This is a genomic window from Alsobacter sp. R-9 (assembly GCF_054612375.1).
Map to the genome: position 1 here is coordinate 177,874 of NZ_JBTSWJ010000005.1, position 19,593 is coordinate 197,466.

Annotated in this window: 20 protein-coding genes and 1 tRNA gene; 11 read left to right on the forward strand and 10 right to left on the reverse strand. The window is 70.3% G+C overall.

Translation table 11 applies throughout. From position 1 onward, the window contains the following. Both ACX9GQ_RS10430 and ACX9GQ_RS10435 read left to right on the forward strand, forming a co-directional pair. The gene (locus tag ACX9GQ_RS10430) at positions 1–507 is read left to right on the forward strand and encodes an MmcB family DNA repair protein (RefSeq protein WP_459629595.1); all 507 of its coding nucleotides are present in this window, start codon (positions 1–3) and stop codon (positions 505–507) included. Positions 508–511: 4 nt separating this feature from the next. Next, positions 512–1,207: a sulfate transporter family protein gene (locus ACX9GQ_RS10435; RefSeq protein WP_459629465.1), complete on the forward strand. Its 696-nt coding sequence runs from the start codon at positions 512–514 to the stop codon at positions 1,205–1,207. A gap of 6 nt (positions 1,208–1,213) precedes the next feature. Here the strand turns inward: ACX9GQ_RS10435 and ACX9GQ_RS10440 are convergent, their stop codons facing one another. Both ACX9GQ_RS10440 and ACX9GQ_RS10445 read right to left on the reverse strand, forming a co-directional pair. Then, a complete protein-coding gene (locus tag ACX9GQ_RS10440; RefSeq protein WP_459629466.1) occupies positions 1,214–2,209 on the reverse strand; it encodes a complex I NDUFA9 subunit family protein in 996 nt (331 codons plus the stop codon). A gap of 98 nt (positions 2,210–2,307) precedes the next feature. After that, a complete protein-coding gene (locus ACX9GQ_RS10445) occupies positions 2,308–2,643 on the reverse strand; it encodes a hypothetical protein (protein WP_459629467.1) in 336 nt (111 codons plus the stop codon). 171 nt (positions 2,644–2,814) lie between these two features. On the opposite strand from ACX9GQ_RS10445, the gene ACX9GQ_RS10450 reads away from it, so the two are divergent. Together ACX9GQ_RS10450 and ACX9GQ_RS10455 are read left to right on the forward strand one after the other, a co-directional pair. Then, positions 2,815–2,899 (forward strand) — tRNA-Leu (locus ACX9GQ_RS10450). A 453-nt stretch (positions 2,900–3,352) separates the two neighbouring features. Next, positions 3,353–4,030, forward strand: a complete 678-nt coding sequence (locus ACX9GQ_RS10455) for a Crp/Fnr family transcriptional regulator (protein ID WP_459629468.1) — start codon at positions 3,353–3,355, stop codon at positions 4,028–4,030. Positions 4,031–4,037: 7 nt separating this feature from the next. Here ACX9GQ_RS10455 and ACX9GQ_RS10460 read toward each other — a convergent pair whose 3' ends face one another. Next, a complete protein-coding gene (locus ACX9GQ_RS10460; protein WP_459629469.1) occupies positions 4,038–6,413 on the reverse strand; it encodes a cytochrome c3 family protein in 2,376 nt (791 codons plus the stop codon). A gap of 244 nt (positions 6,414–6,657) precedes the next feature. Between ACX9GQ_RS10460 and ACX9GQ_RS10465 the strand changes: the two genes are divergently transcribed. The 5 genes from ACX9GQ_RS10465 (at position 6,658) to lptA (ending at position 11,502) form a co-directional block, all read left to right on the forward strand. Next, on the forward strand, positions 6,658–8,214 hold the full coding sequence (locus tag ACX9GQ_RS10465; RefSeq protein ID WP_459629470.1) for an arylsulfatase: 1,557 nt from the start codon (positions 6,658–6,660) through the stop codon (positions 8,212–8,214). 92 nt (positions 8,215–8,306) lie between these two features. Next, positions 8,307–9,302, forward strand: coding sequence for an HAD family hydrolase (locus tag ACX9GQ_RS10470; RefSeq protein ID WP_459629471.1), 996 nt, complete (start codon positions 8,307–8,309; stop codon positions 9,300–9,302). Positions 9,303–9,424: 122 nt separating this feature from the next. After that, the gene (locus tag ACX9GQ_RS10475; protein WP_459629472.1) at positions 9,425–10,039 is read left to right on the forward strand and encodes a ribonuclease D; all 615 of its coding nucleotides are present in this window, start codon (positions 9,425–9,427) and stop codon (positions 10,037–10,039) included. Positions 10,040–10,153: 114 nt separating this feature from the next. Then, positions 10,154–10,840 (forward strand): LPS export ABC transporter periplasmic protein LptC, encoded by a 687-nt coding sequence (gene lptC / locus ACX9GQ_RS10480; RefSeq protein ID WP_459629473.1) that lies wholly within the window; start codon positions 10,154–10,156, stop codon positions 10,838–10,840. Further along, positions 10,837–11,502 (forward strand): lipopolysaccharide transport periplasmic protein LptA, encoded by a 666-nt coding sequence (gene lptA, locus ACX9GQ_RS10485; protein ID WP_459629474.1) that lies wholly within the window; start codon positions 10,837–10,839, stop codon positions 11,500–11,502. The genes lptC and lptA overlap by 4 nt, the downstream gene beginning before the upstream one ends. Before the next feature lie 70 nt (positions 11,503–11,572). Here lptA and ACX9GQ_RS10490 read toward each other — a convergent pair whose 3' ends face one another. From ACX9GQ_RS10490 to ACX9GQ_RS10510, 5 genes are all read right to left on the reverse strand, one after another. Beyond that, positions 11,573–11,887, reverse strand: coding sequence for an HPr family phosphocarrier protein (locus tag ACX9GQ_RS10490; protein WP_459629475.1), 315 nt, complete (start codon positions 11,885–11,887; stop codon positions 11,573–11,575). Then, positions 11,884–12,285: a PTS sugar transporter subunit IIA gene (locus ACX9GQ_RS10495; RefSeq protein WP_459629476.1), complete on the reverse strand. Its 402-nt coding sequence runs from the start codon at positions 12,283–12,285 to the stop codon at positions 11,884–11,886. Before ACX9GQ_RS10495 ends, ACX9GQ_RS10490 begins: the two co-directional genes overlap by 4 nt. 71 nt (positions 12,286–12,356) lie before the next feature. After that, on the reverse strand, positions 12,357–12,839 hold the full coding sequence (locus ACX9GQ_RS10500) for an HPr kinase/phosphorylase (protein WP_459629477.1): 483 nt from the start codon (positions 12,837–12,839) through the stop codon (positions 12,357–12,359). Further along, complete coding sequence (locus ACX9GQ_RS10505) at positions 12,836–14,614, reverse strand: stimulus-sensing domain-containing protein (protein ID WP_459629478.1); 1,779 nt, start codon at positions 14,612–14,614, stop codon at positions 12,836–12,838. Before ACX9GQ_RS10505 ends, ACX9GQ_RS10500 begins: the two co-directional genes overlap by 4 nt. A gap of 39 nt (positions 14,615–14,653) precedes the next feature. Continuing rightward, on the reverse strand, positions 14,654–15,352 hold the full coding sequence (locus ACX9GQ_RS10510) for a response regulator (protein WP_459629479.1): 699 nt from the start codon (positions 15,350–15,352) through the stop codon (positions 14,654–14,656). Between the two features lie 184 nt (positions 15,353–15,536). On the opposite strand from ACX9GQ_RS10510, the gene ACX9GQ_RS10515 reads away from it, so the two are divergent. Continuing rightward, entirely contained in the window at positions 15,537–16,262 is a 726-nt protein-coding gene (locus ACX9GQ_RS10515) for a HugZ family pyridoxamine 5'-phosphate oxidase (RefSeq protein ID WP_459629480.1), read from the forward strand. 249 nt (positions 16,263–16,511) lie between these two features. Continuing rightward, entirely contained in the window at positions 16,512–18,125 is a 1,614-nt protein-coding gene (locus ACX9GQ_RS10520) for a phosphoenolpyruvate carboxykinase (RefSeq protein WP_459629481.1), read from the forward strand. 86 nt (positions 18,126–18,211) lie between these two features. Here the strand turns inward: ACX9GQ_RS10520 and ACX9GQ_RS10525 are convergent, their stop codons facing one another. Both ACX9GQ_RS10525 and ACX9GQ_RS10530 read right to left on the reverse strand, forming a co-directional pair. Beyond that, the gene (locus ACX9GQ_RS10525; protein ID WP_459629482.1) at positions 18,212–18,949 is read right to left on the reverse strand and encodes an anti-sigma factor; all 738 of its coding nucleotides are present in this window, start codon (positions 18,947–18,949) and stop codon (positions 18,212–18,214) included. Then, positions 18,946–19,509: a sigma-70 family RNA polymerase sigma factor gene (locus ACX9GQ_RS10530; RefSeq protein WP_459629483.1), complete on the reverse strand. Its 564-nt coding sequence runs from the start codon at positions 19,507–19,509 to the stop codon at positions 18,946–18,948. The genes ACX9GQ_RS10525 and ACX9GQ_RS10530 overlap by 4 nt, the downstream gene beginning before the upstream one ends. Between the last annotated feature and the right edge of the window lie 84 nt (positions 19,510–19,593).

A 19,593-nucleotide genomic window follows, 5' to 3' on the forward strand; every position in this document is an offset into this window, starting at 1 on the left:
ATCGTCGTGGAGCGCGTGATCGTCGGCATCGGGGAGGCCGCGCCCGCGCGGCAGGACGGCCGCCAGTCGGACACCTCGCTCGCGGTCGCGCGCGGCACGCGTCGGCTGCTCGCAGGGCTCGGCCTCGCCTCGCTCACCGAGGTGACGCTGGCCTCGGGGCGGCGGGCAGACATCCTGGCGGTCGGCGCCGACGGCACCGTCTGGATCGTCGAGATCAAGTCGAGCGTGCAGGACTTCCGTACCGACCGGAAGTGGCAGGACTACCGTGCCTTCTGCGACCGGTTGTTCTTCGCCATCCCCGAGAGCGTGCCTCCGGAGATCATGCCGGAGGACGCCGGCCTCATCCTCGCAGACTCCTACGGGGCCGAGATGCTGGCCGAGGCGCCCGAGCAGCGGCTCCCGGCAGCAACGCGAAAGGCGTTGCTGACCCGCTTCGGGATGCTGGCGGCCGCACGGCTGCACGGGCTCGAGGATCCCGACATCGCCGCCGTGCTCGCGGGGGAGTGACCGGATGATCGTCGTCGACGCCATCGCCGCCCTGGCTCAGATCCTGTCACCGCCCTTCCGCAAGGTGCTGTGGAAGTCGCTGGGGCTCACGCTCGCGCTGCTGGCGCTCGTCTGGCTGGCGCTCACCCGGCTTCTCAACTGGTGGCTGACGGGCAACCACCTCGTCGACAGCTACCCCTGGCTCGACGCCTATGCGGCGCTGCTGGCAGGGTTCGGGCTCGTCGTAGCGCTCGCCTTCCTCATCCCGCCGGTGTCGATGCTGGTGGCCGGATTCTTCCTCGACGACGTGGCCGATCTCGTCGAGCGCGAGTCGTTCCCGCAGGACCCGCCCGGCACCGCCCTGCCGCTCGGCCCGGCCATGATCGAATCCGCGAAGTTCGCGGCGCTCAGCCTCGGCGTGAACCTCGTCGCGCTGATGCTGCTGCTGGTGCCCGGGATCAACCTGCTGGCGTTCTTCCTCGCCAACACCGTGCTGCTCGGGCGCGAGTACTTCACGCTGGCGGCCGGCCGCTTCCGTCCCCGCGGGGAGGTGGCGGCGCTGCGGCAGCGCAACGGCGCGAGCATCCTGCTCGCGGGCGCCCTCATCGCGGCGCTGGTGCTCGTTCCGGTGGTGAACCTGCTCACGCCGCTGTTCGGCACGGCGCTGATGGTGCGCGTGCACAAGCGGCTGGCCTGGCAGGACGCCAGGCCAACGGCCTGACGGTCGTCAGGCCGGGCTGCGGTCGAACTGGCCCATGCGGCGATAGCGGGAGAGGTAGCTCGGCACGATTGCGGCGATCGCCTCCGGCTGGATCCCCAGCCCGGCGAGCGTGCGCCCCTCGGCGACGGCGGTCTCCGACACGACGTTGTCGCGGGCGAGCAGGTTGACCTGGTCGCGCGTCAGCAGGAACTCCTCGGGCAGAAGGCCGAAGCTCGCATACTTCACGAACTCGAGGACGCCGGCCTGCAGGCGCGCCACGCCGAAGGGCAGCGGAGCCAGGATGCGCCGGCGCCCGGTGACGGCGAGGACGTATTCGACGAGTTCGCGGAAGCTCTTCACCTCTGGACCGCCGAGCTCGTACACGGCGCCGGCCTTCGCCTTGCCGTCGATCGCCTGCGCGATCGCCTCGGCGACGTCGCCGACGAACACGGGCTGGAACCGCGTCTCGCCGCCGCCGACGAGCGGGATCACCGGGGAGATGCGGGCGAGCGTGGCGAACCGGTTGAAGAACCCGTCCTCCGGCCCGAACACGATGGAGGGACGCGTGACGACGGCGCCGGGGATGGCAGCGAGCGCCGCAGCCTCGCCGGCCGCCTTGCTGCGGGCGTAGGCGCTGTCGGAGGCCGCGTCGGCGCCGATGGCCGACATCTGGACGAAGCGGGTGACGCCGGCCGCGGCGGCGGCCTCCGCGACGGCGCGGGCGCCGTCTGCCTGGACCGCCTCGAAGGTCTGCTTGCCCTCCTCGGCCAGGATGCCGACGAGGTTGACCACGGCGTCGGCACCGTCCACGGCGCGCGCCAACGACGCGGGATAGCGCAGGTTCGCCTGCACGGCGTGGATCTGGCCGACATTGCCGATGGGCTGGAGGAACTGCGCGAGATCCGGCCGGCGCACGGCGACCCGGATCCGATAGCCGCGCTTCGCCAGCGCCCGCACGAGATGCCGGCCGACGAACCCGGAGCCGCCGAACACCGTCACGAGCTGGTTGGACGCGTGGGTCATGGTCGAAAGCCTCCGGAGATCCCCCGGAGGCTCTTAGTCAATGGCGTGCGTGCTGTACAGAGGCCGAAAAGTCGATGCCGCCGCGCCCCTGACGCCGGTCAGCGGTCGCGCCGGCTGCGCACCGGCACCCGCACGAGTCCGTCGCGGCCGCGCCGCCCGCCGCCCCCGCCGGGGCCGTCCTCGTCATGCGGCAGAAGCATGATGGCGCTGCCGGCGACGAGGCTGCCGAAAGTGATCATGAACCCCCCGGCGAGCAGCACGAACGCGACGAAACCGCTCTCCGAGCGCCACAGCAGCGATCCGATCCCGTGGGCGTCGACGGCCACGAGCACGACCGCGAACAGAAGTCCGAACAGCGAGCCCAGGAGGCTGTGCGACACCACCAGCCGCAGGGCGGGATTGCGGGAAAAGAGGCCGTCGCTGCGCTGCCGCATGGAACACTCCGGGGGCGTCACCGAGATGGTGGGGCGGCCCCTATAACGCGGCAAGTGGGAGTTCGGTCGCAGGGCCGCGCGAATTTCGATCACGCTCAATGCGTCATTTCCTTCCGGGCCCGGAGCGATGCCGTTGACAGGCCCCTCGACGCCCCGTAAGAACCCCACCGCGCCCAGGTGGCGGAATTGGTAGACGCGCTGGTTTCAGGTACCAGTGACGCAAGTCGTGGAGGTTCGAGTCCTCTCCTGGGCACCAATCCGCAGGTTTTTTATTCGTAGTCCAAGAGCTTCGGCTTTCGACCCCGGGAAGTCCCGCATTTGGGTCCACACGCCGGCTCCACTTCAGCCTTCAGACGCGCTTATGGCGGCCTCAGGCCCGGCGAACTTTATCGCCGAAAGAGTGCGCAGTCCGGCACGCTCCCCAAGCGCTGGCGCTGGCCGCCGGAGAACTGCGAAGGGAAGTGCCTCTCCGGGCCGCCGAGATGGACGAGCACGAGGGGCGGCGGTTTGGGCGCGCAGGCGTCAGGGCCGGCTCGAACCAGCGCTCGCGAGGCCAGTTCCATGGGGGAGGGTTCTCGCCATGAAGGTTCGCCGGATCTGCCGCAATCACGAAAGGACTATCCCGTCTCGGTCCGTTCCCCGATAATGGCTGCGCTGCAGCTGGCCATGCGCAGCAAGCCGCACGTGTGTCAGGGTCCGGAGACCGTCCGTGTCCATCCAGCACCTCCGCACCAGGCTCGATCCCCTGGACAGGGTCGGGTGGCTCGCCGAGCAGTCGGAGTCCTTCCGGACGTGGGTCGCGGAGGCGGCGCGCTGGCGGGAGTTCGACGCCGGGCAGTTCCTGTTCCAGGCGGGGGATCCCGCCGACGGCCTCTACGGGCTGGCGAGCGGCAGCCTCGAGCTGACGTTTCCGCTGGTCGCCGAGGAGCCGGTGATGATCTACAGGGCCGAGATCGGCTTCTGGATCGGCGACAACGCGGAGCTTGCGGATGAACCGCGCCTCGTCAGCGTCATGGCGGCGGAGCACAGCCGCGTCCTGCACCTGCCCTCCCACGCCATCCGGTCGCACCTCGCGGTCCTGCCCGAGGACTGGCAGGCCTTCTACCGCCTCAGCTCCAAGAACGTCCGCATGGCCATCATGGCGCTCTCGGAGGCGCTGGCCCTGACCGTGCGGGCCCGCGTGTGCCGGTGCCTCCTGCGGCTGGCCGAAAGGCCGGGACATGCCGCCATCACCCAGGAGGATCTCGCGAAACTCATCGGGGTGACGCGGACGACGCTCCGGCAGGTCCTGGCCCAGCTGGTCGAGGCCGGGGCCGTCGAGGTCGGATACCGAAGGGTCCTCATCCGCAACCGGGACGTCCTGCTGAAACTCCGTAACGAGCAGTAGCCGAGGGCTAGCGCGCTCCGCGCAGGCGAGCCGCGAGGCGCGCGAGCTCCGGATCGTCCGGGCGCAGGGACGACAGCCGCGCTGCGAGGGGCGCGGCCGCGGCGAGGTCGTTGCCCTGCAGCGCCTGCTGGAGGAGCGCGGCGAGGATCGAGACGTCCGACGGGTGGCGCCGGAGGGCGTCGTTCCAGACCTCCGCTGCGCGCGCCCGTTGCCCCGCCGATTGCAGCGCCACCCCATAGACATAGGCGAAGCGGGCGTTGCCCGGGTCGAGGCGCGCGGCCGCGGCGAGGTGCTCCATCGCCTCGGACGATCGCCGCGAGCGCACCAGCGAGAGGCCGAGGGCGTGACGCGGGGCGGCCGCTTCCGGCGAGACCGAAACGGCGGCGCGGAGCACCTGCTCCGCGGCGGCCTCGCGGCCACTGCGCTGGTAAAGGTCGGCGAGGTTGACCGACACCGCGACCGCCGAGGGCTCGAGGCGCAGGGCGGCGAGCAGCTCCGCCTCGGCCTCTGCCGTCCGGCCGCGCCGCGCGAGGAAGCTGGCCAGCCCGGCACGGGCCTCGGGCCTGTCGGAGTCGAGCCGGAACGAGGCCTCGAGCTCGCCGAAGGCCCGGAGCAGGGCTTCGCGCTCTGCGGGACCGAGCGTCTCCGGCCGCTGGTCGGCCAGTGCCGCGGCAGCGGCGAGGCGAACGATCCGCACGGGGTCGTTCGCGAGCGGCCCGAGCCGCCGCCAGCGGACGTCGAGCGGCTGCCCTTCCTGCGACCGCACGGCCGCGACCCGCACCAGCGGGTCGGGATCGGCCAGCGCGGACACGGCCGCGGCCTCGCCGTCGGCCGTGGGCCACGCCGCGAGGCCCGCCACCGCAGTGGCGCGGGCCACCGCCGGCGTCGCGGCGTCCCTCGCCACGGCGGCGAGACTCCTGACGGCCGCAGGGTCCTGCAGGCGCGCGGCGTGGAAGGCCGCCGCGTAGGTCTGGTGGCCCTTCCGGTTCGGCCCGTGCCAGCGCTCGACGGCCGCGGCGGCCCAGGCCGGCGGCTTGTCCTGGTGGCAGTCGTTGCAGGCATTGGGGGTGCCCAGCGTCACCGACAGGTCGGGCCGCGGAACCCGGAAGGAGTGATCGTGCCGGCGGTCGACCACCATGTAGGTGCGCGCGGGCATGTGGCAGGACACGCAGTCGGGCGCGCCCGCCGCAGGCGCGTGCCCGGTGTGCTCCCGGCTCGCGAACCGCTGCTGCTCGTGGCACTGGCTGCAGACCGCCGCACCCGCCGCGCGCAACCGGCCCGAGTGCGGATCGTGGCAGTCCCCGCAGGACACGCCCCGGGCGAACATCAGGCTCTGGCGGAAGGAATGGTCGTTGAAGACCTCGTCCTTCATCTGTCCATCGTCCTCGAAGAGGTCCGGCTCCAGCAGCACCGGCAGGTGGGTGTCGGCCAGCGGGCGGCCCGGCACCCAGGGCGCCCACACCTGCCCCCGCCGCGCGTGGCAGCGACCGCACGTCTCCACCTCGTCGCGGCGCGGCGACGCCGCCACCGGACGGGGCGAGCCCGTGGCGGGATCGATCGACCAGCGATCCGGCGCGAGGCGCGTCAGGGCCGCGGCGAACCCCTTGCCGGCCTGCTTCGGATCCGCCCCCGCCTCGGCCCAAGCGACGTGAGCACGTCCCGCGCCGTGGCACGCCTCGCAGCCGACGCTGACCTCCGACCACGTGGTCTGGTAGGTGTTCGCCCCGGCATCGTAGCCCTTCGACACCGCCGTCGAGTGGCACTCGGCGCACATGTGGTTCCAGGTCTGCTGGTAGCGGGTCCAGTGCCGGCTGTCCGACGGCGGGACCGCCTCGTCGCCATAGACGTGAAACCAGCGCTGCCCGCCGGACTCGCGCGGACGCGTGTCCCAGGCCCAGGGCAGTGCCTGCACGCGGCCGTCCGGGAAGGTGACGAGGTACTGCTGCAGCGGTTCGAGGCCGAAGGTGTGGGACACCGTGAAGGCCGCCGGCTTTCCGTCGCGGCCTTCCGTTTCCACGACGAAGGCCTCGCCGTCGCGATAGAACCGCCCGCGGCTGCCGGCCATCTCGGCGGTGACGCCGGAGAAGTCGCCGAGAACGCTGCGCGGCGTGGCCGCGGCCATGGCGTGGGCGTGATGGGAGGAGGTCCACGCGTCGAACTGGGGCTGGTGGCAGCTCGCGCAGGCGCGGGACCCCACATGGTCGGCCGGCGCCGCCGGGGAGCGGACCCCGATGTCCTCCCAGGGGAGTGCGGGCGGACCGCCGCCGCCGGCCGGGGCTGCGACCGCGAGGACCATCGCGACGACGAGTGCCACCGCTGCCGCGGCCGCGACGGCGGCCCATCGTGCCGGGAAAGGGCCGGGACCGCGTGCAACGTCGCTCAAGCCGCGCCCCCGTCGAAGGCCGCGGCCCGCGAGTTCACGCATCTGCAGCAGGCGCACAGGGCCATCGTCACTCCCCGTCGTGCGGGTCCGTTCTTCGTCCGGGTGCAGATATGCGACATGCACGTATTCAGATTGTGCAGATTTTGCCAATCTGCCGCTGGCTCGCCGTCATAATGCAGCGCCGACGCTTTGCCGTCGACAAGGGCGCGCGCCCTCGCACCGACACGCATCACCGGAGGTTGACATGACCATCTCACTCAGGAGGGGCTGCGCCGGCGCGGCGATCCTGGCCGTGGCCCTCGCGATGGCTGCGCCCGCCCCTGCCCAGCAGCCGGCCAAGAAGCCGAACATCCTCGTGATCTGGGGCGACGACATCGGCCAGTTCAACGTCAGCGCCTACAACATGGGCATGATGGGCTACAAGACGCCCAACATCGACAGCATCGCCCGGGACGGCGCGATCTTCACGGACTGGTACGGGCAGCAGAGCTGCACGGCCGGCCGCGCGGCCTTCGTGACGGGGCAGTCGCCGATCCGGACCGGCCTCACCAAGGTCGGCCTGCCGGGAGCGCCGGAAGGGATGAAGCCGGAAGACCCGACCATCGCCACGCTGCTCAAGCCGCTCGGCTACGTGACGGGCCAGTTCGGCAAGAACCATCTTGGCGACCGCGACGAGATGCTGCCGACCGCGCACGGCTTCGACGAGTTCTTCGGCAACCTCTACCATCTCAACGCCGAGGAGGAGCCGGAGAACGTCGACTACCCGAAGGACCCCGAGTTCAAGAAGCGGTTCGGGCCGCGCGGCGTGATCCACAGCTTCGCCGGCGGCACGATCACCGACACCGGCCCCCTCAACCGCAAGCGGATGGAGACGGTCGACGACGAGGTCACCACCCGCGCCCTGGCGTTCATGGACAAGGCCGTCAAGGACGACAAGCCATTCATGCTGTGGTGGAACTCCACCCGGATGCACATCTTCACCCACCTCAAGCCGGAGTCGGAGGGCAAGACGGGGCTCGGCATCTACGCCGACGGCATGGTGGAGCACGACGGGCATGTCGGGCAGCTGCTCGCCCGGCTGAAGCAGCTCGGCATCGAGGACAACACGATCGTGATGTACTCGACCGACAACGGCGCCGAGACCTTCACCTGGCCCGACGGCGGGACGACGATGTTCCGCGGCGAGAAGAACACCAACTGGGAAGGCGGCTACCGGGTGCCGACCATGATCCGCTGGCCCGGCGTCATCAAGCCCGGCACGGTGGTCAACAGCATCGGCGCCCACGAGGACATGCTTCCGACCCTGCTCGCCGCAGCAGGCGCGCCCAACGTCAAGTCCGAGCTCCTGCAGGGCAAGAAGGTCGGCGAGCGCACCTACAAGGTGCACCTCGACGGCTACGACCTCGGCCCGGCCCTGCGCGGCCAGGGCGCGTGGCCCCGCCGCGAGTTCATCTACTGGACCGACGACGGTTCGGTGGCGGCGCTGCGCTACGACAACTGGAAGGTGACGTTCCTCAAGCAGAAGGAAGAGGGCCTGAAGGTCTGGCAGGCGCCCTTCGAGGTGCTGAGGGCGCCCTCTCTGACGAACCTGCGCATGGACCCCTTCGAGCGGGCCGAGCAGGAGAACGCCATTGGCTACCAGCGGTGGTATCTTGAGCGGATGTTCGCGATCGCCCCCGCGGGCGCGTTCGTCGGCGCCTGGCTGCAGAGCTTCCGCGATTTCCCGCCGCGGCAGAAGCCGGGCAGCTTCAACCTCGAGCGGGTGATGGAAGCCGTCGTCACGGGCGCCGGCGCGAAGTAAGCCCTTCTCATCGGCGAAGCGCCGCGGCATCGGCCGCGGCGCTTCGTCCCGTCCCTCATGCGGGAGCCTCCCGCGTCGTCGGGGTGCCATCGATGCGTTTCATCGGCAGGTCCATCGTCGCCGCGCTGGCGTTCACCCTCTTTGCCGGGTCGGCGTTCGCGCAGGCGCGGGACGTCCTGTCCTCCTGGAACGAAGGGCCGGCAAGGCAGGCCATCGTCGCCTTCGTCGACGCCGTGACCACGGCCGGGTCGCCCGACTTCGTGCCCCCGGCCGAGCGGATCGCGGTCTTCGACAACGACGGGACGCTCTGGCCGGAGCAGCCCCTCTACGTTCAGCTCGCCTTCGCTCTCGACCGCGTGCGGGACCTCGCGCCGGCCAATCCCGACTGGAAGGACCGTCCGCCCTTCAGCGCCGTCCTGGCCAACGACGAGGCGGGCGTCGTCGCTGCGGGACAGCGAGGCCTGGTGGACCTCGTCATGGCCACGCACACGGGCATGACCACGGACGATTTCGCCGGGCTCGTGGAGTCCTGGCTTGCCAGGAGCCGGCACCCGCGCTTTGGACGTCCCTACACGGACCTCGCCTACCGACCCATGCTCGAAGTGCTGCAGTACTTGCAGGGAAAGGGCTTCCGCACGGTGATCGTATCGGGCGGAGGGGTCGAGTTCATGCGCCCATGGACTCCGCGGGTCTATGGCGTCGCCGCGGCAGACGTCATCGGGTCCAGCGTGCGGACCCGGTTCGAGATGAAGGACGGCCGGCCCGTCCTCGTTCGCCTGCCCGAGCTGAATTTCTTCGACGACGGCCCGGGAAAGCCGGTCGCCATCAACCTTCACGTCGGCGCGAGGCCGATTGCCGCCTTCGGCAACTCGGATGGCGACCTGCAGATGCTGCAGTGGGTCACCATGTCCGGGCGTCGCAGCCTCGGGGTCATCGTCCGGCACACGGATGCGGTGCGGGAATACGCCTACGACCGCCAGTCCCCCGTCGGGCGTCTTGACAAGGCGCTCGACGCGGCCGGCCCGAACGGCTGGGTCGTGGTGAGCATGAAGGACGACTGGAAGCGCATTTTCGCCTTCGAACCCTGACCCGCGAACCGCATGGCGCGCTTCCGGCCATTTTCGGGTGGTCGGCGGGCGCGCTCTCGTGGTAGGGCGGCGGCCAATCGTTTCACCGAACAGGGCGGGGATTTCCGCCGGGGCGTCCGCTCATGACCATCCGCCTGCATCACGGCGACCTGCCGGCTGACCTCGACCTCGGTCCCGTCGTCGCCGTCGACACCGAGACCCTCGGGCTCAACCCCCTGCGCGACCGGCTGTGCCTCGTGCAGCTGTCGCGGGGCGACGGCAGCGCCGACCTGGTGAAGATCCCCCGCGGTCCGGTGAAGGCGCCGCGCCTCGCGGCCCTGATGGCCGATCCGGCCGTGACGAAGCTGTTCCACTTCGCGCGCTTCGACCTTGCGGTGCTGTTTCACAACCTCGGCGTGATGCCGACGCCGGTCTACTGCACCAAGATCGCCTCGAAGCTGGTGCGCACCTATACCGACAGGCATGGTCTGAAGGACATCACGCGCGAACTGCTCGGCGTCGAAATCTCGAAGCAGCAGCAGTCGTCGGACTGGGGCGCGGAGACACTGAGCGACGCGCAGATGGCCTACGCGGCCTCCGACGTGCTGCACCTGCACGCCCTGAAGGCGGCTTTCGACGCGCTTCTCGCGCGTGAGGGGCGGCGCGACCTCGCGGACGCGGCGTTCGCGTTCCTGCCGACGCGGGCGCGGCTCGACCTGATGGGCTGGCCCGAGGACGACATCTTCGCCCACAGCTGACGGCATCCGGTCGGACCGCGGCCGACCTTAAGAAGCCCTCAATCGATCATCGACTTATCTTCGCCACACGGGTGATCCAACGCAGGGCTTCTCAACACGGGAACGGGACGCCGCATGACGCTGACAGCATCGCACCCCGGTTCGGCCCTGGTGGCGGCGTCGACGCCGGACACCCGCTATGCCGCCGCGCTGCGCCATTCGCGGCGTGTCCGTCTGCTGCGCAAGGCGATCCCGATCGGCTCGCTCCTCACCGTCATCGCGCTGTTCACGATCGTTTACATCGGGCCGTTCCGCGCGCTGCCGGACGGGGTGTCGATCGGCGCGGTGAGCCTCAACGGCAGCCGCGTGACGATGGAGCTGCCCCGCCTGACGGGCTTCAAGAAGGACAACCGGCCCTACGAGGTGACGGCGCAGTGGGCGTCGCAGGACATCAAGCAGCCGAGCATCATCGAGCTGCGCGACCTCAAGGCCCGCATCGCGCTGCAGGACCGCAGCACGGCGACCGTCGAGGCCGTCGATGGCATCTATGACAGCACGTCCGAGAAGCTCGACCTGCGCACCGACGTCCGCGTGCGGACCGAGCAGGGCTACGACGTGCGGATGAAGTCGGCGAACGTCGACTTCAAGGCCGGCAACGTCACCAGTGCCGATCCCGTGACGGTGAAGTTCAACGGCGGCACGATCGATGCCTCCCGCGTCGACATGTACGACAGCGGTGCGCATATTGTGTTCCACGGGCGCGTCAGGTCCGTGATGCAGCCCGCGGCGGGCGCCCCGACGAGCAAGGACAAGACGCCATGATCCGACCGATCCACCTCGCCGCCGCGCTGGCCGTGATCCTGGCCGCCGTCGCGCCGGGGGCCCCGGCCCTTGCGCAGGCGCAGAAGAAGGCGGCCGGCGGCCCGCCCGGCTTCGGGTCGAACTCCAAGGAGCCGATCCAGATCGACGCGGACAAGCTGGAGGTGTTCAGCAAGGAGCAGCGCGCGGTCTATTCCGGCAACGTCATTGCGGTCCAGGGCGAGACGACGATCAAGTCCGCCACGATGATCGTGTTCTACGATCGCCAGAACCAGACGCCTGCCGGGCAACCCGCCTCCGGGCAGGCGGCCGCGAGCCCGACCGCGGACGGCGAGGGCGGCACGGCGCTGCGCCGGGTCGAGGCGAAGGGCGGCGTCACCGTGATCTCCAAGGACCAGGTGGCGACGGGCAATGAGGGCGTCTTCGACCGCCAGTCGAACAAGATCATCCTCACCGGCAACGTGGCGTTGAGCCAGGGCGAGAACGTCACCAAGGGCGAGAAGCTCGTCTATGACACCGAGACGGGTGTCGCGGTGGTGGAGAGCGGCGCGACAGCGCCTGGCGGGCGCGTCCGCGGCGTCTTCGTCCCCGGCGAGGACAAGAAGGACGCGAAGCCCGGCGCGAAGCCGGCGCAGCAGGATCCCAAGCAGAAGCCGAAGAGCTGAACCGGCGACCGCGTTCCCGTGTCGCGGGTGCGCGGTTTCCGTCCCTCGGTGGGGAACCGCAGCGGCGCGGCTACTCGTCCTCGCCGAAGCGGTTGGCCACGAGCGCGGCAAGGGCCGCGACGGCCTGATCGGCATCCGGCCCCACGGCCGACACGGTGATCGTGGTCCCGATCCCGGCGCCGAGCGTCAGGATGCCCATGATCGACGTGCCGCCGACCGTCTCGCCGCAGCGGGTTACCTGGATCTGCGATTCGAACGCCTCGGCGCACTGCACGAACTTCGCCGTGGCGCGCGCGTGGAGGCCCTTCCGGTTGACGATGGTCAGCTCGCGCACGACGGCGCCCTCGGGCGCGACGGCGGGGGGACAAGGCTCGGTATCGTTCATTTGCCGGCGAGCACCCTGCTCGCCACGTTGATGTACTTGCGGCCGGCGTCCTGCGCCTGCACCACGGCGCGATCGAGGTCGCACTCCCCGCGGACGCTCGCGAGCTTGATGAGCATCGGCAGGTTGATCCCGGCGATCACCTCGGTCTTGCCACCGTTCATGACGGAAATGGCGAGGTTCGAAGGCGTGCCGCCAAACATGTCGGTGAGGATGACCACGCCGTCGCCGGTATCGACCGATTCCACCGCGGCAAGGATGTCCCGGCGGCGCTGGTCCATGTCGTCGTCGGGACCGATGGTGATGGTCTCAACCTGACGTTGCGGACCGACGACGTGCTCCATCGCGGCACGGAACTCGACGGCAAGCCGCCCGTGCGTCACGAGCACCATCCCGATCATGAAAGGACTCTCCAGCGCGCCAGCGAGGCGCACACTCCCATTTTGTGCGACGCAGCCAGAAGTGCAACCCCTCAGAACGCCGACCTGCTGTCGGCGGTTCCGCCGGGCACCGGCGGCGGCCATGCGGCGTCGAGCACCAGCAGCACGAGGTCCGGCTGGTCGTCCCGGGCCTCCACGCGCGGAAGCTGCAGGCCGCCGATCGTCACCCGGCGATGCTCGTCGTCCGGCAGGCGTGGCGGCGCGGCGCCGCCGACGTCCACGACGAGCCGGATCACCGCGGCCGGATCGTGCGACACGGCCGCGATGCCCGATCCGCGCACCTCCATGGCGCCAGCGATGGCGGCATGCGGGCGGGCGGTCAGGCGACCATTGGCGCAATCGAGGAGGACGCGGTCGTCCGCCACGAGGCGCGCGAATCGACCGCGCCGCCCTGCTTCCTCGACGATGCGGCGCGCCAGCGTCGACTTCCCCGCGCCGGACGGCCCGCGCAGGAGGATGCCCGCTTCCCCGACGAGGACGCAGGTCGCATGGACCGCAGAAGGGGGCCGGGTCACCGCGGCGCAGCCGGCAGCCGGACGAAGAACAGCGCCCCGGCGACCGACCCGTCGGGGCCCTGCCGGTTCTCGGCCCAGATGCGGCCGTGATGGGCGACCACGATCTGGCGCGAGATCGAGAGGCCGAGCCCGGAATTCTGCCCGAAGCCCTGGTCCTCGGGACGGTCGGTGTAGAAGCGCTCGAAGATCCGTTCGAAGGCGTGTGCGGGGATGCCCGGTCCGTCGTCCTCGACGCGGATCTCCACCTCGTCGCCGATGCGCCGCAGTCCGACGCGGACCTCGCCACCTTTGGGCGAGAAAGACCGCGCGTTCTCGACGAGGTTGCTGATCACCTGTCCCAGCCGGGAATCGTGCCCCATGACCCGGAAGGCGGCGCGCCCCATGGGCGAGGGCGCGATGTCGAGGCGGATGCTGACGCCGTCGTCCCGGCGCACCTCATTGGCGACGCCGGTCACCGTCTGGAGCAGGAGCGCCATGTCGACGGGCCGGGCATCGGCGCGCACCAGTTCCGCGTCGAGGCGCGATGCGTCGGAGATGTCGCTGATCAGGCGGTCGAGACGGCGCACGTCGTGCTGGATGACGGAGAGGAGCCGGCCTCGGCTCTCGTCGGAGCGCGCCAGCGGCAGGGTCTCCACCGCGCTGCGCAGCGAGGTCAGGGGGTTCTTGAGCTCGTGGGCGACGTCGGCGGCGAAGCTCTCGATGGCCTCGATGCGGTCGTAGAGCGCCTGCGTCATCTCGCGCAGCGAACCCGAGAGGTGGCCGATCTCGTCCGACCGCGCGGTGAAGTCCGGGATCTCCTCGCGCGCCTTGATGTCGCGCCGCACCCGGTCGGCCGCCGCGGAGAGGCGGCGGATGGGGCCTGCGATGGTCCCGGCGAACAGCACCGACAGCACGATCATGATGCCGGCGGCGACGCCGAAGACGCGCAGGATCGCCATGCGCTCCGAGGCGATGATGCCGTCGATGTCGCCGCCCTGGGTCGACAGGAGGAGCGCGCCGCGCACGGCCCGGAAGCGCTGGATCGGCACGGCGACCGACACGATCGTCTCGCCCGCGGAGTTGACGCGCACGACGCTCGCCGGGGACCCGCCCAGCGCCCGCGACACCTCCGGCAGCGTCTTCCCGTCGGTGGTGGTGGACGCGTCGTCATTGAGCGGCAGCCCGGTACGGCCGAAACTGCGCTTCATCTGGCTCCAGGTACGCTCGATCAGCGTGTTGTCGTCGTCCTCCGGCGGCGGCAGGGGCCGCGAGATGATGTCCGGGCGCCCCGAATAGGCGCGCGAATCGATCATCAGGAAGCCGTCGCGGTCGTAGATGCGGGCGCGGGTGCGCGTCGGCATCACGAGGCGGCGGAGCAGCGGGGCGACCCGCTCCGGGTTGATCGAGAACTCGATGCCGCCGTCCTCGCCCGGTCCGAGGCTCTCTCCGGCCTGCAGCTGCAGCAGCTTGTCGGGATCGATGGTGATCTGGTCGGTATCGACGGTGGCGGATGCGGCCACGGCGCCGGCGATGATCTCGCCCTGCGTCAGCAGGCTCTGCACGCGGGCGTCGATGAGGCCGGCGCGGAACTGGTTGAGGTAGAGGAACCCGCCCAGCAGGGCCACGAGGCCGGCGAGGTTCAGCACCACGATGCGGCGCACGAGGCTCGATGCCGCCCGCTGGCTGAAGAGGCGCGCGAGGCGCTGGGCGCGCAGGCGCAACAGGGCGCCCAAGGAACGGCGTCCCGTTGCGGGGGACCGGGTGTCCCGGACTCCGGTGTCGACGTTCGCCGTCATGTCCTCCGCCGGCCGCCGCGGCGGCCCGCCGTCACGGGATCAGGTTTCCTTGAAGCGATACCCGACGCCGTAGAGCGTCTCGATCATCTCGAAGTCGTCGTCAACGGCCTTGAACTTCTTGCGCAGGCGCTTGATGTGGCTGTCGATGGTCCGGTCGTCCACATAGACCTGGTCGTCATACGCGGCGTCCATGAGCGCGTTGCGGCTTTTGACCACGCCCGGGCGCATGGCCAGCGCCTGCAGGATGAGAAACTCCGTGACCGTGAGCGTCACCGGCTCGCCCTTCCAGGTGCAGGTGTGGCGCTCCGGGTCCATCTTGAGCAGCCCGCGCTCGAGCACCTTGGCGTCGCCTTCCTTGGGGGCGGCGGCCTCCTTGCCGGAGGCCCGACGCAGCACGGCCTTGACGCGCTCCACCAGCAGGCGCTGGGAGAACGGCTTCCGGATGAAGTCGTCGGCGCCCATCTTCAGGCCGAACAGCTCATCGATCTCCTCGTCCTTGGACGTCAGGAAGATCACCGGCAGGTCCGACTTCTGCCGCAGGCGGCGCAGCAGCTCCATGCCATCCATGCGCGGCATCTTGATGTCGAAGATGGCGAGGTCGGGCGGGTTCTGCTTCAGGCCGTCCAGGGCCGAGGCGCCGTCGGTGTAGGTCTGGATCCGGTATCCTTCCGCCTCCAGGGCGATGGAGACGGAGGTGAGGATGTTGCGGTCGTCGTCGACCAGGGCAATCGTCGGCATCTCGTTTTCCGTTTCGGCGCGGGTGGCGCGTCGGGCCGGGACGCTCCGTGACAAGCGCGGCTGAAATGTGGCTGGGCCGCCGCGACGGCCCTTGCCGGCTTCCTGAGCGGCGAATGTAATGCGGCACGCACGATTCCGCCACGATTTGCCGCCGTGATGGCGGAGACAGCCGAGGATGCGCCCGATGTCGTCGCCACCCGCCTTCAATGCCCGCGCCGAGGCCCGGCGGCTCATGCGCACGTCCCGATATGCGACGCTGGCGACGCTCGACCGCAGGACGGCCGGTCCGTACGCCTCCCTCGTCTCGACGGCGACCGACGTGGACGGCACGCCCATCGTGCTCATCTCGCGGCTGGCGCTGCACACGCTCAACCTCGAGGAGCGCGCGGCGTCGTCGATCCTCTTCGCCGAGGTCGGGGGCGGCGACCCGCTCGTCCACCCGCGCGTCAGCGTCACCACCCGCGGCGAGCGCACCGACGACGAGCGCGTGCGGCGGCGCTTCCTCGCGCGGCATCCGGCGGCAGAGATGTACGCAGGCTTCGCGGACTTCTCCTTCTGGCGCCTCGTCCCGGAAGGCGGGCACCTCGTCGCGGGGTTCGGTCGCATCGTCGACCTCGCTGCGACGGACCTCCTCGTCGATCTTACGGGGGCCGAAGGGCTCCTCGAGGCCGAGGCGGAGGCGGTCGCCCATGTCAACGAGGATCACCCCGACACCGTTTCGCTCTATGCCACGCGCCTCCTCGGAGAGGCCGCCGGACCATGGCGGATGACGGGCATCGACCCGGAGGGTTGCGACCTCGCCTGCGAGGACCGTTTTGCCCGGCTCATCTTCCCCGAGCGCGTCGAAGGGCCCGCCGGTTTGCGCAAGGCATTCCAGGCGATGGCCGAAACGGCACGGACGTTACAGTAGAAATCCGACTTAAAACGTTTCGACTCCTCGCGACGTTAAGAAACATCATGGAAACCGGGAGCGGCGCCGGTGGAACGTCTTGTTCTTCGGCGCGTCTCGTGATGATTGAACTGAAAGTCGCACTTGCCGGACGTGCGGCCGCTCAGTAGAGCAGTCGCGCCAGAGGTGGAGACCGCGACTTCGAGCGGCGTGCCGCCGTTCGGTCGAGACAGGGGGCGCCCGCAAGCCGCGGGCGCGAGGAGAGACGACGTGGACAATATCGGCACCTACAACGGCTCCCACGGAGCGGATGCCTTCGGCTTCAAGGGCCTGAAACGGGTCTTCTGGAACCTGCAGGCACCGCAGCTCTACGAGGAGGCGCTGCAGCGCCGCGAGGCGCGGGTCGCCGCCGGCGGCGCGCTGGTGGCCGAGACGGGCGTCCACACGGGCCGCTCGCCCAAGGACAAGTTCGTGGTCCGCGATGCCCTCACCGCCGACACCGTGTGGTGGGACAACAACGGGGCGATGGAGCCCGAGAAGTTCGACCTCCTGCTCTCCGACATGCTCGCCCACGCCCAGGGCAGGGACCTCTTCGCGCAGGACCTCTTCGGCGGGGCCGACCCGGCGAACCGGGTGAAGGTCCGCGTGTTCACCGAGTACGCCTGGCACTCGCTCTTCATCCGCAACCTGCTGATCCGTCCGGAGCGCGCGGAGCTCGTCGGCTTCGTGCCGGACATGACGATCGTCGACCTGCCGTCGTTCAAGGCCGACCCGGCCCGCCACGGCTGCCGCACCGACACCGTGATCGCCTGCGACTTCTCGCGCCGCATCGTCCTGATCGGCGGCACGAGCTACGCCGGCGAGATGAAGAAGTCGGTTTTCACCTACCTGAACTTCACCCTGCCTGCGAAGACCGTGATGCCGATGCACTGCTCGGCCAATGTCGGCTCGCGCGGCGACGTCGCGGTGTTCTTCGGCCTGTCCGGCACCGGCAAGACGACACTGTCCGCCGACCCCAACCGCACGCTGCTCGGCGACGACGAGCACGGCTGGAGCCCGGCCGGCGTCTTCAACTTCGAGGGCGGCTGCTACGCCAAGGCGATCCGGCTGTCGCGCGAGGCCGAGCCCGAGATCTACGCCACCACCGAGCGCTTCGGCACCGTGATGGAGAACGTCGTCCTCGACCCGCAGACGCGCGTGCCCGACTTCGACGACGGCTCGAAGACCGAGAACACCCGCATCGCCTACCCGCTCGACTTCATCCCGAACGCCTCCGAGACGGGCCGGGCCGGCGTGCCGAAGAACATCGTCATGCTGACCTGCGACGCCTTCGGCGTTCTGCCGCCGATCGCCAAGCTCACGGCGGCGCAGGCGATGTACCACTTCCTCTCCGGCTACACTGCCAAGGTGGCTGGCACGGAGAAGGGCGTGAAGGACCCGGAGGCGACGTTCTCCACCTGCTTCGGTGCGCCGTTCATGCCGCGCCACCCGTCGGTCTACGGCAACCTGCTGCGCGACCTCGTCGGCAAGCACGGCGTCGACTGCTGGCTCGTCAACACGGGCTGGACCGGCGGCAAGTTCGGCGTCGGCCGGCGCATGCCGATCCGCGTCACCCGCCGCCTGCTGACGGCGGCGCTGGACGGCTCGCTGAACCGCGCCGACTTCCGCACCGACCCCTATTTCGGCTTCGCGGTGCCGACCTCGGTGCCGGGCGTCGAGCCGCACATCCTCTACCCGGTCAAGACGTGGGCCTCGAAGGCGGAGTTCGCCGAGACGGCGAAGAAGCTCGTCTCGATGTTCCGGACCAACTTCCAGAAGTTCGAGCAGCACGTGGACGCCGACGTCCGCGCCGCGGCGCCGGCGAGCCAGCTCGCCGCGGAATAAGTCAGAAGAAACGACCCAAGGACCTGCGCGAGCCCGGGCCGGCGACGGCCCGGGCTTCGTCGTTCAGGGGTACGCTTCCAGGGCCTCTAGAGGGTCGGGCTCGTCGTGCCCTTCATGAGCACCGGTCCCGTCGGGCGGCCGGTCGGCGAGCCGGTAGCCGGCTCCAGCGTGATCTCGAAGAGCTGGTCCGGGCGGCGCGGCAGGCCGTCGAGCCTGAGATCGACACGGCGGGCGGCGTCGATGAGCCCGACCGAAACGGGGCCGCGCGCGCGGTCCCACAGCGTCCAGATCTCCAGCGCCTTGCCGGGCGGAACGGCGATGGCATCGAGCGGAATCAGCTCCGTGCGGCCATCGGCGAAGGCGTTGACGACGGCGGCGGGCCGGCTGGAGTCGGTGAGCAGCACCGCGACGAGCACGGGCGCACGCTGCGCGCGCTGCACCGCGACGCCGAGACCCACGGCCAGCAGCATCGCGGCAAAGCCCGCGGTGAGGGCCGCCGGTCGCCAGAAGCCCAGGCTGAACCACCAGCCCGGCCGGGCCGGCGTGGGTGGCGTCGGGACGGCGCCGGCCTCGGCTTGCATGGCCGAAGGCGCGACAGGGGCGCCGGCCGGCAGTGCGGCGGCGATGCGGGACCACAGCGCCTCGCCGACAGGCAGCGGCTGCGCGTGGCGGTCGAGCTCGGCGAGGCGGCTGTTCCAGTCAGTCACGGCCCGGGTGAAGGCCGGATCGGTCGCAAACAGCGCCTCCGCCTGGTCGAGGTCGCGTCCCTCCAGCACCCCGAGGGCGTACTCGGCCGCCAGCCGCTCGCGGTCGGACGGGTTCACGACAGGCACTCCTTCAGCGCCATCAGGCTGCGGCGGATCCAGGACTTGATGGTCCCAAGCGGAATCTGCATCCGCCCGGCGATCTCGCCATGGGTCAGGCCGTTGACATAGGCGAGCAGGATCGCCTGCCGGCGGACGGGGTCGATGCGCTCGAGGCAGTGCTTCAGCGCACCGGCGTCGGAGAGCCGAGCCATGGCCTGCTCGGGGTTTTCCCCCGGGGCCTCGAGTCCCATCGGCTCGAAATCGTCGACGAGGTCCGTCCGCGATTCGCCGCGCAGGATCGACAACGCCCGGTTGCGGAGGATGGTGTACATCCAGGCGCGCGGGTCGCCACGCGCCTCGTCGAACATCGCCGCGCTGTTCCAGATCTTCAGGAACGTGTCCTGCACCGCCTCCTCCGCGAGGTCGCGCCGGCGCAGCAGGCGCACCGCGATGCCGAGCATGCGCGACGCCTCCTGGTCGTAGATGGCGCGCAGGGAGGCGCGGTCGCCCGCCGCGCAGCGCCGAAGGGCGGCGCCCACGTCGAGAACCGGGGTCGAGAGCGTCTGGGCCTGGGTCACCCGCACCGTCCTGTCGGGAGGGACTACTCTCGACGGAGGCTAGCGGATGCAGTGGAAACGAAGTCTCACCACAACCTTGACTGG

Excerpts from the sequence above, each read along its gene's own strand:
- ACX9GQ_RS10435 (WP_459629465.1), top strand. The coding sequence starts at position 512 with ATGATCGTCGTCGACGCCATCGCCGCCCTGGCTCAGATCCTGTCACCG.
- ACX9GQ_RS10440 (WP_459629466.1), bottom strand. The coding sequence starts at position 2,209 with ATGACCCACGCGTCCAACCAGCTCGTGACGGTGTTCGGCGGCTCCGGG.
- ACX9GQ_RS10445 (WP_459629467.1), bottom strand. The coding sequence starts at position 2,643 with ATGCGGCAGCGCAGCGACGGCCTCTTTTCCCGCAATCCCGCCCTGCGG.
- ACX9GQ_RS10465 (WP_459629470.1), top strand. The coding sequence starts at position 6,658 with ATGACCATCTCACTCAGGAGGGGCTGCGCCGGCGCGGCGATCCTGGCC.
- ACX9GQ_RS10470 (WP_459629471.1), top strand. The coding sequence starts at position 8,307 with ATGCGTTTCATCGGCAGGTCCATCGTCGCCGCGCTGGCGTTCACCCTC.
- ACX9GQ_RS10475 (WP_459629472.1), top strand. The coding sequence starts at position 9,425 with ATGACCATCCGCCTGCATCACGGCGACCTGCCGGCTGACCTCGACCTC.
- lptC (WP_459629473.1), top strand. The coding sequence starts at position 10,154 with ATGACGCTGACAGCATCGCACCCCGGTTCGGCCCTGGTGGCGGCGTCG.
- lptA (WP_459629474.1), top strand. The coding sequence starts at position 10,837 with ATGATCCGACCGATCCACCTCGCCGCCGCGCTGGCCGTGATCCTGGCC.
- ACX9GQ_RS10490 (WP_459629475.1), bottom strand. The coding sequence starts at position 11,887 with ATGAACGATACCGAGCCTTGTCCCCCCGCCGTCGCGCCCGAGGGCGCC.
- ACX9GQ_RS10495 (WP_459629476.1), bottom strand. The coding sequence starts at position 12,285 with ATGATCGGGATGGTGCTCGTGACGCACGGGCGGCTTGCCGTCGAGTTC.
- ACX9GQ_RS10505 (WP_459629478.1), bottom strand. The coding sequence starts at position 14,614 with ATGACGGCGAACGTCGACACCGGAGTCCGGGACACCCGGTCCCCCGCA.
- ACX9GQ_RS10510 (WP_459629479.1), bottom strand. The coding sequence starts at position 15,352 with ATGCCGACGATTGCCCTGGTCGACGACGACCGCAACATCCTCACCTCC.
- ACX9GQ_RS10515 (WP_459629480.1), top strand. The coding sequence starts at position 15,537 with ATGTCGTCGCCACCCGCCTTCAATGCCCGCGCCGAGGCCCGGCGGCTC.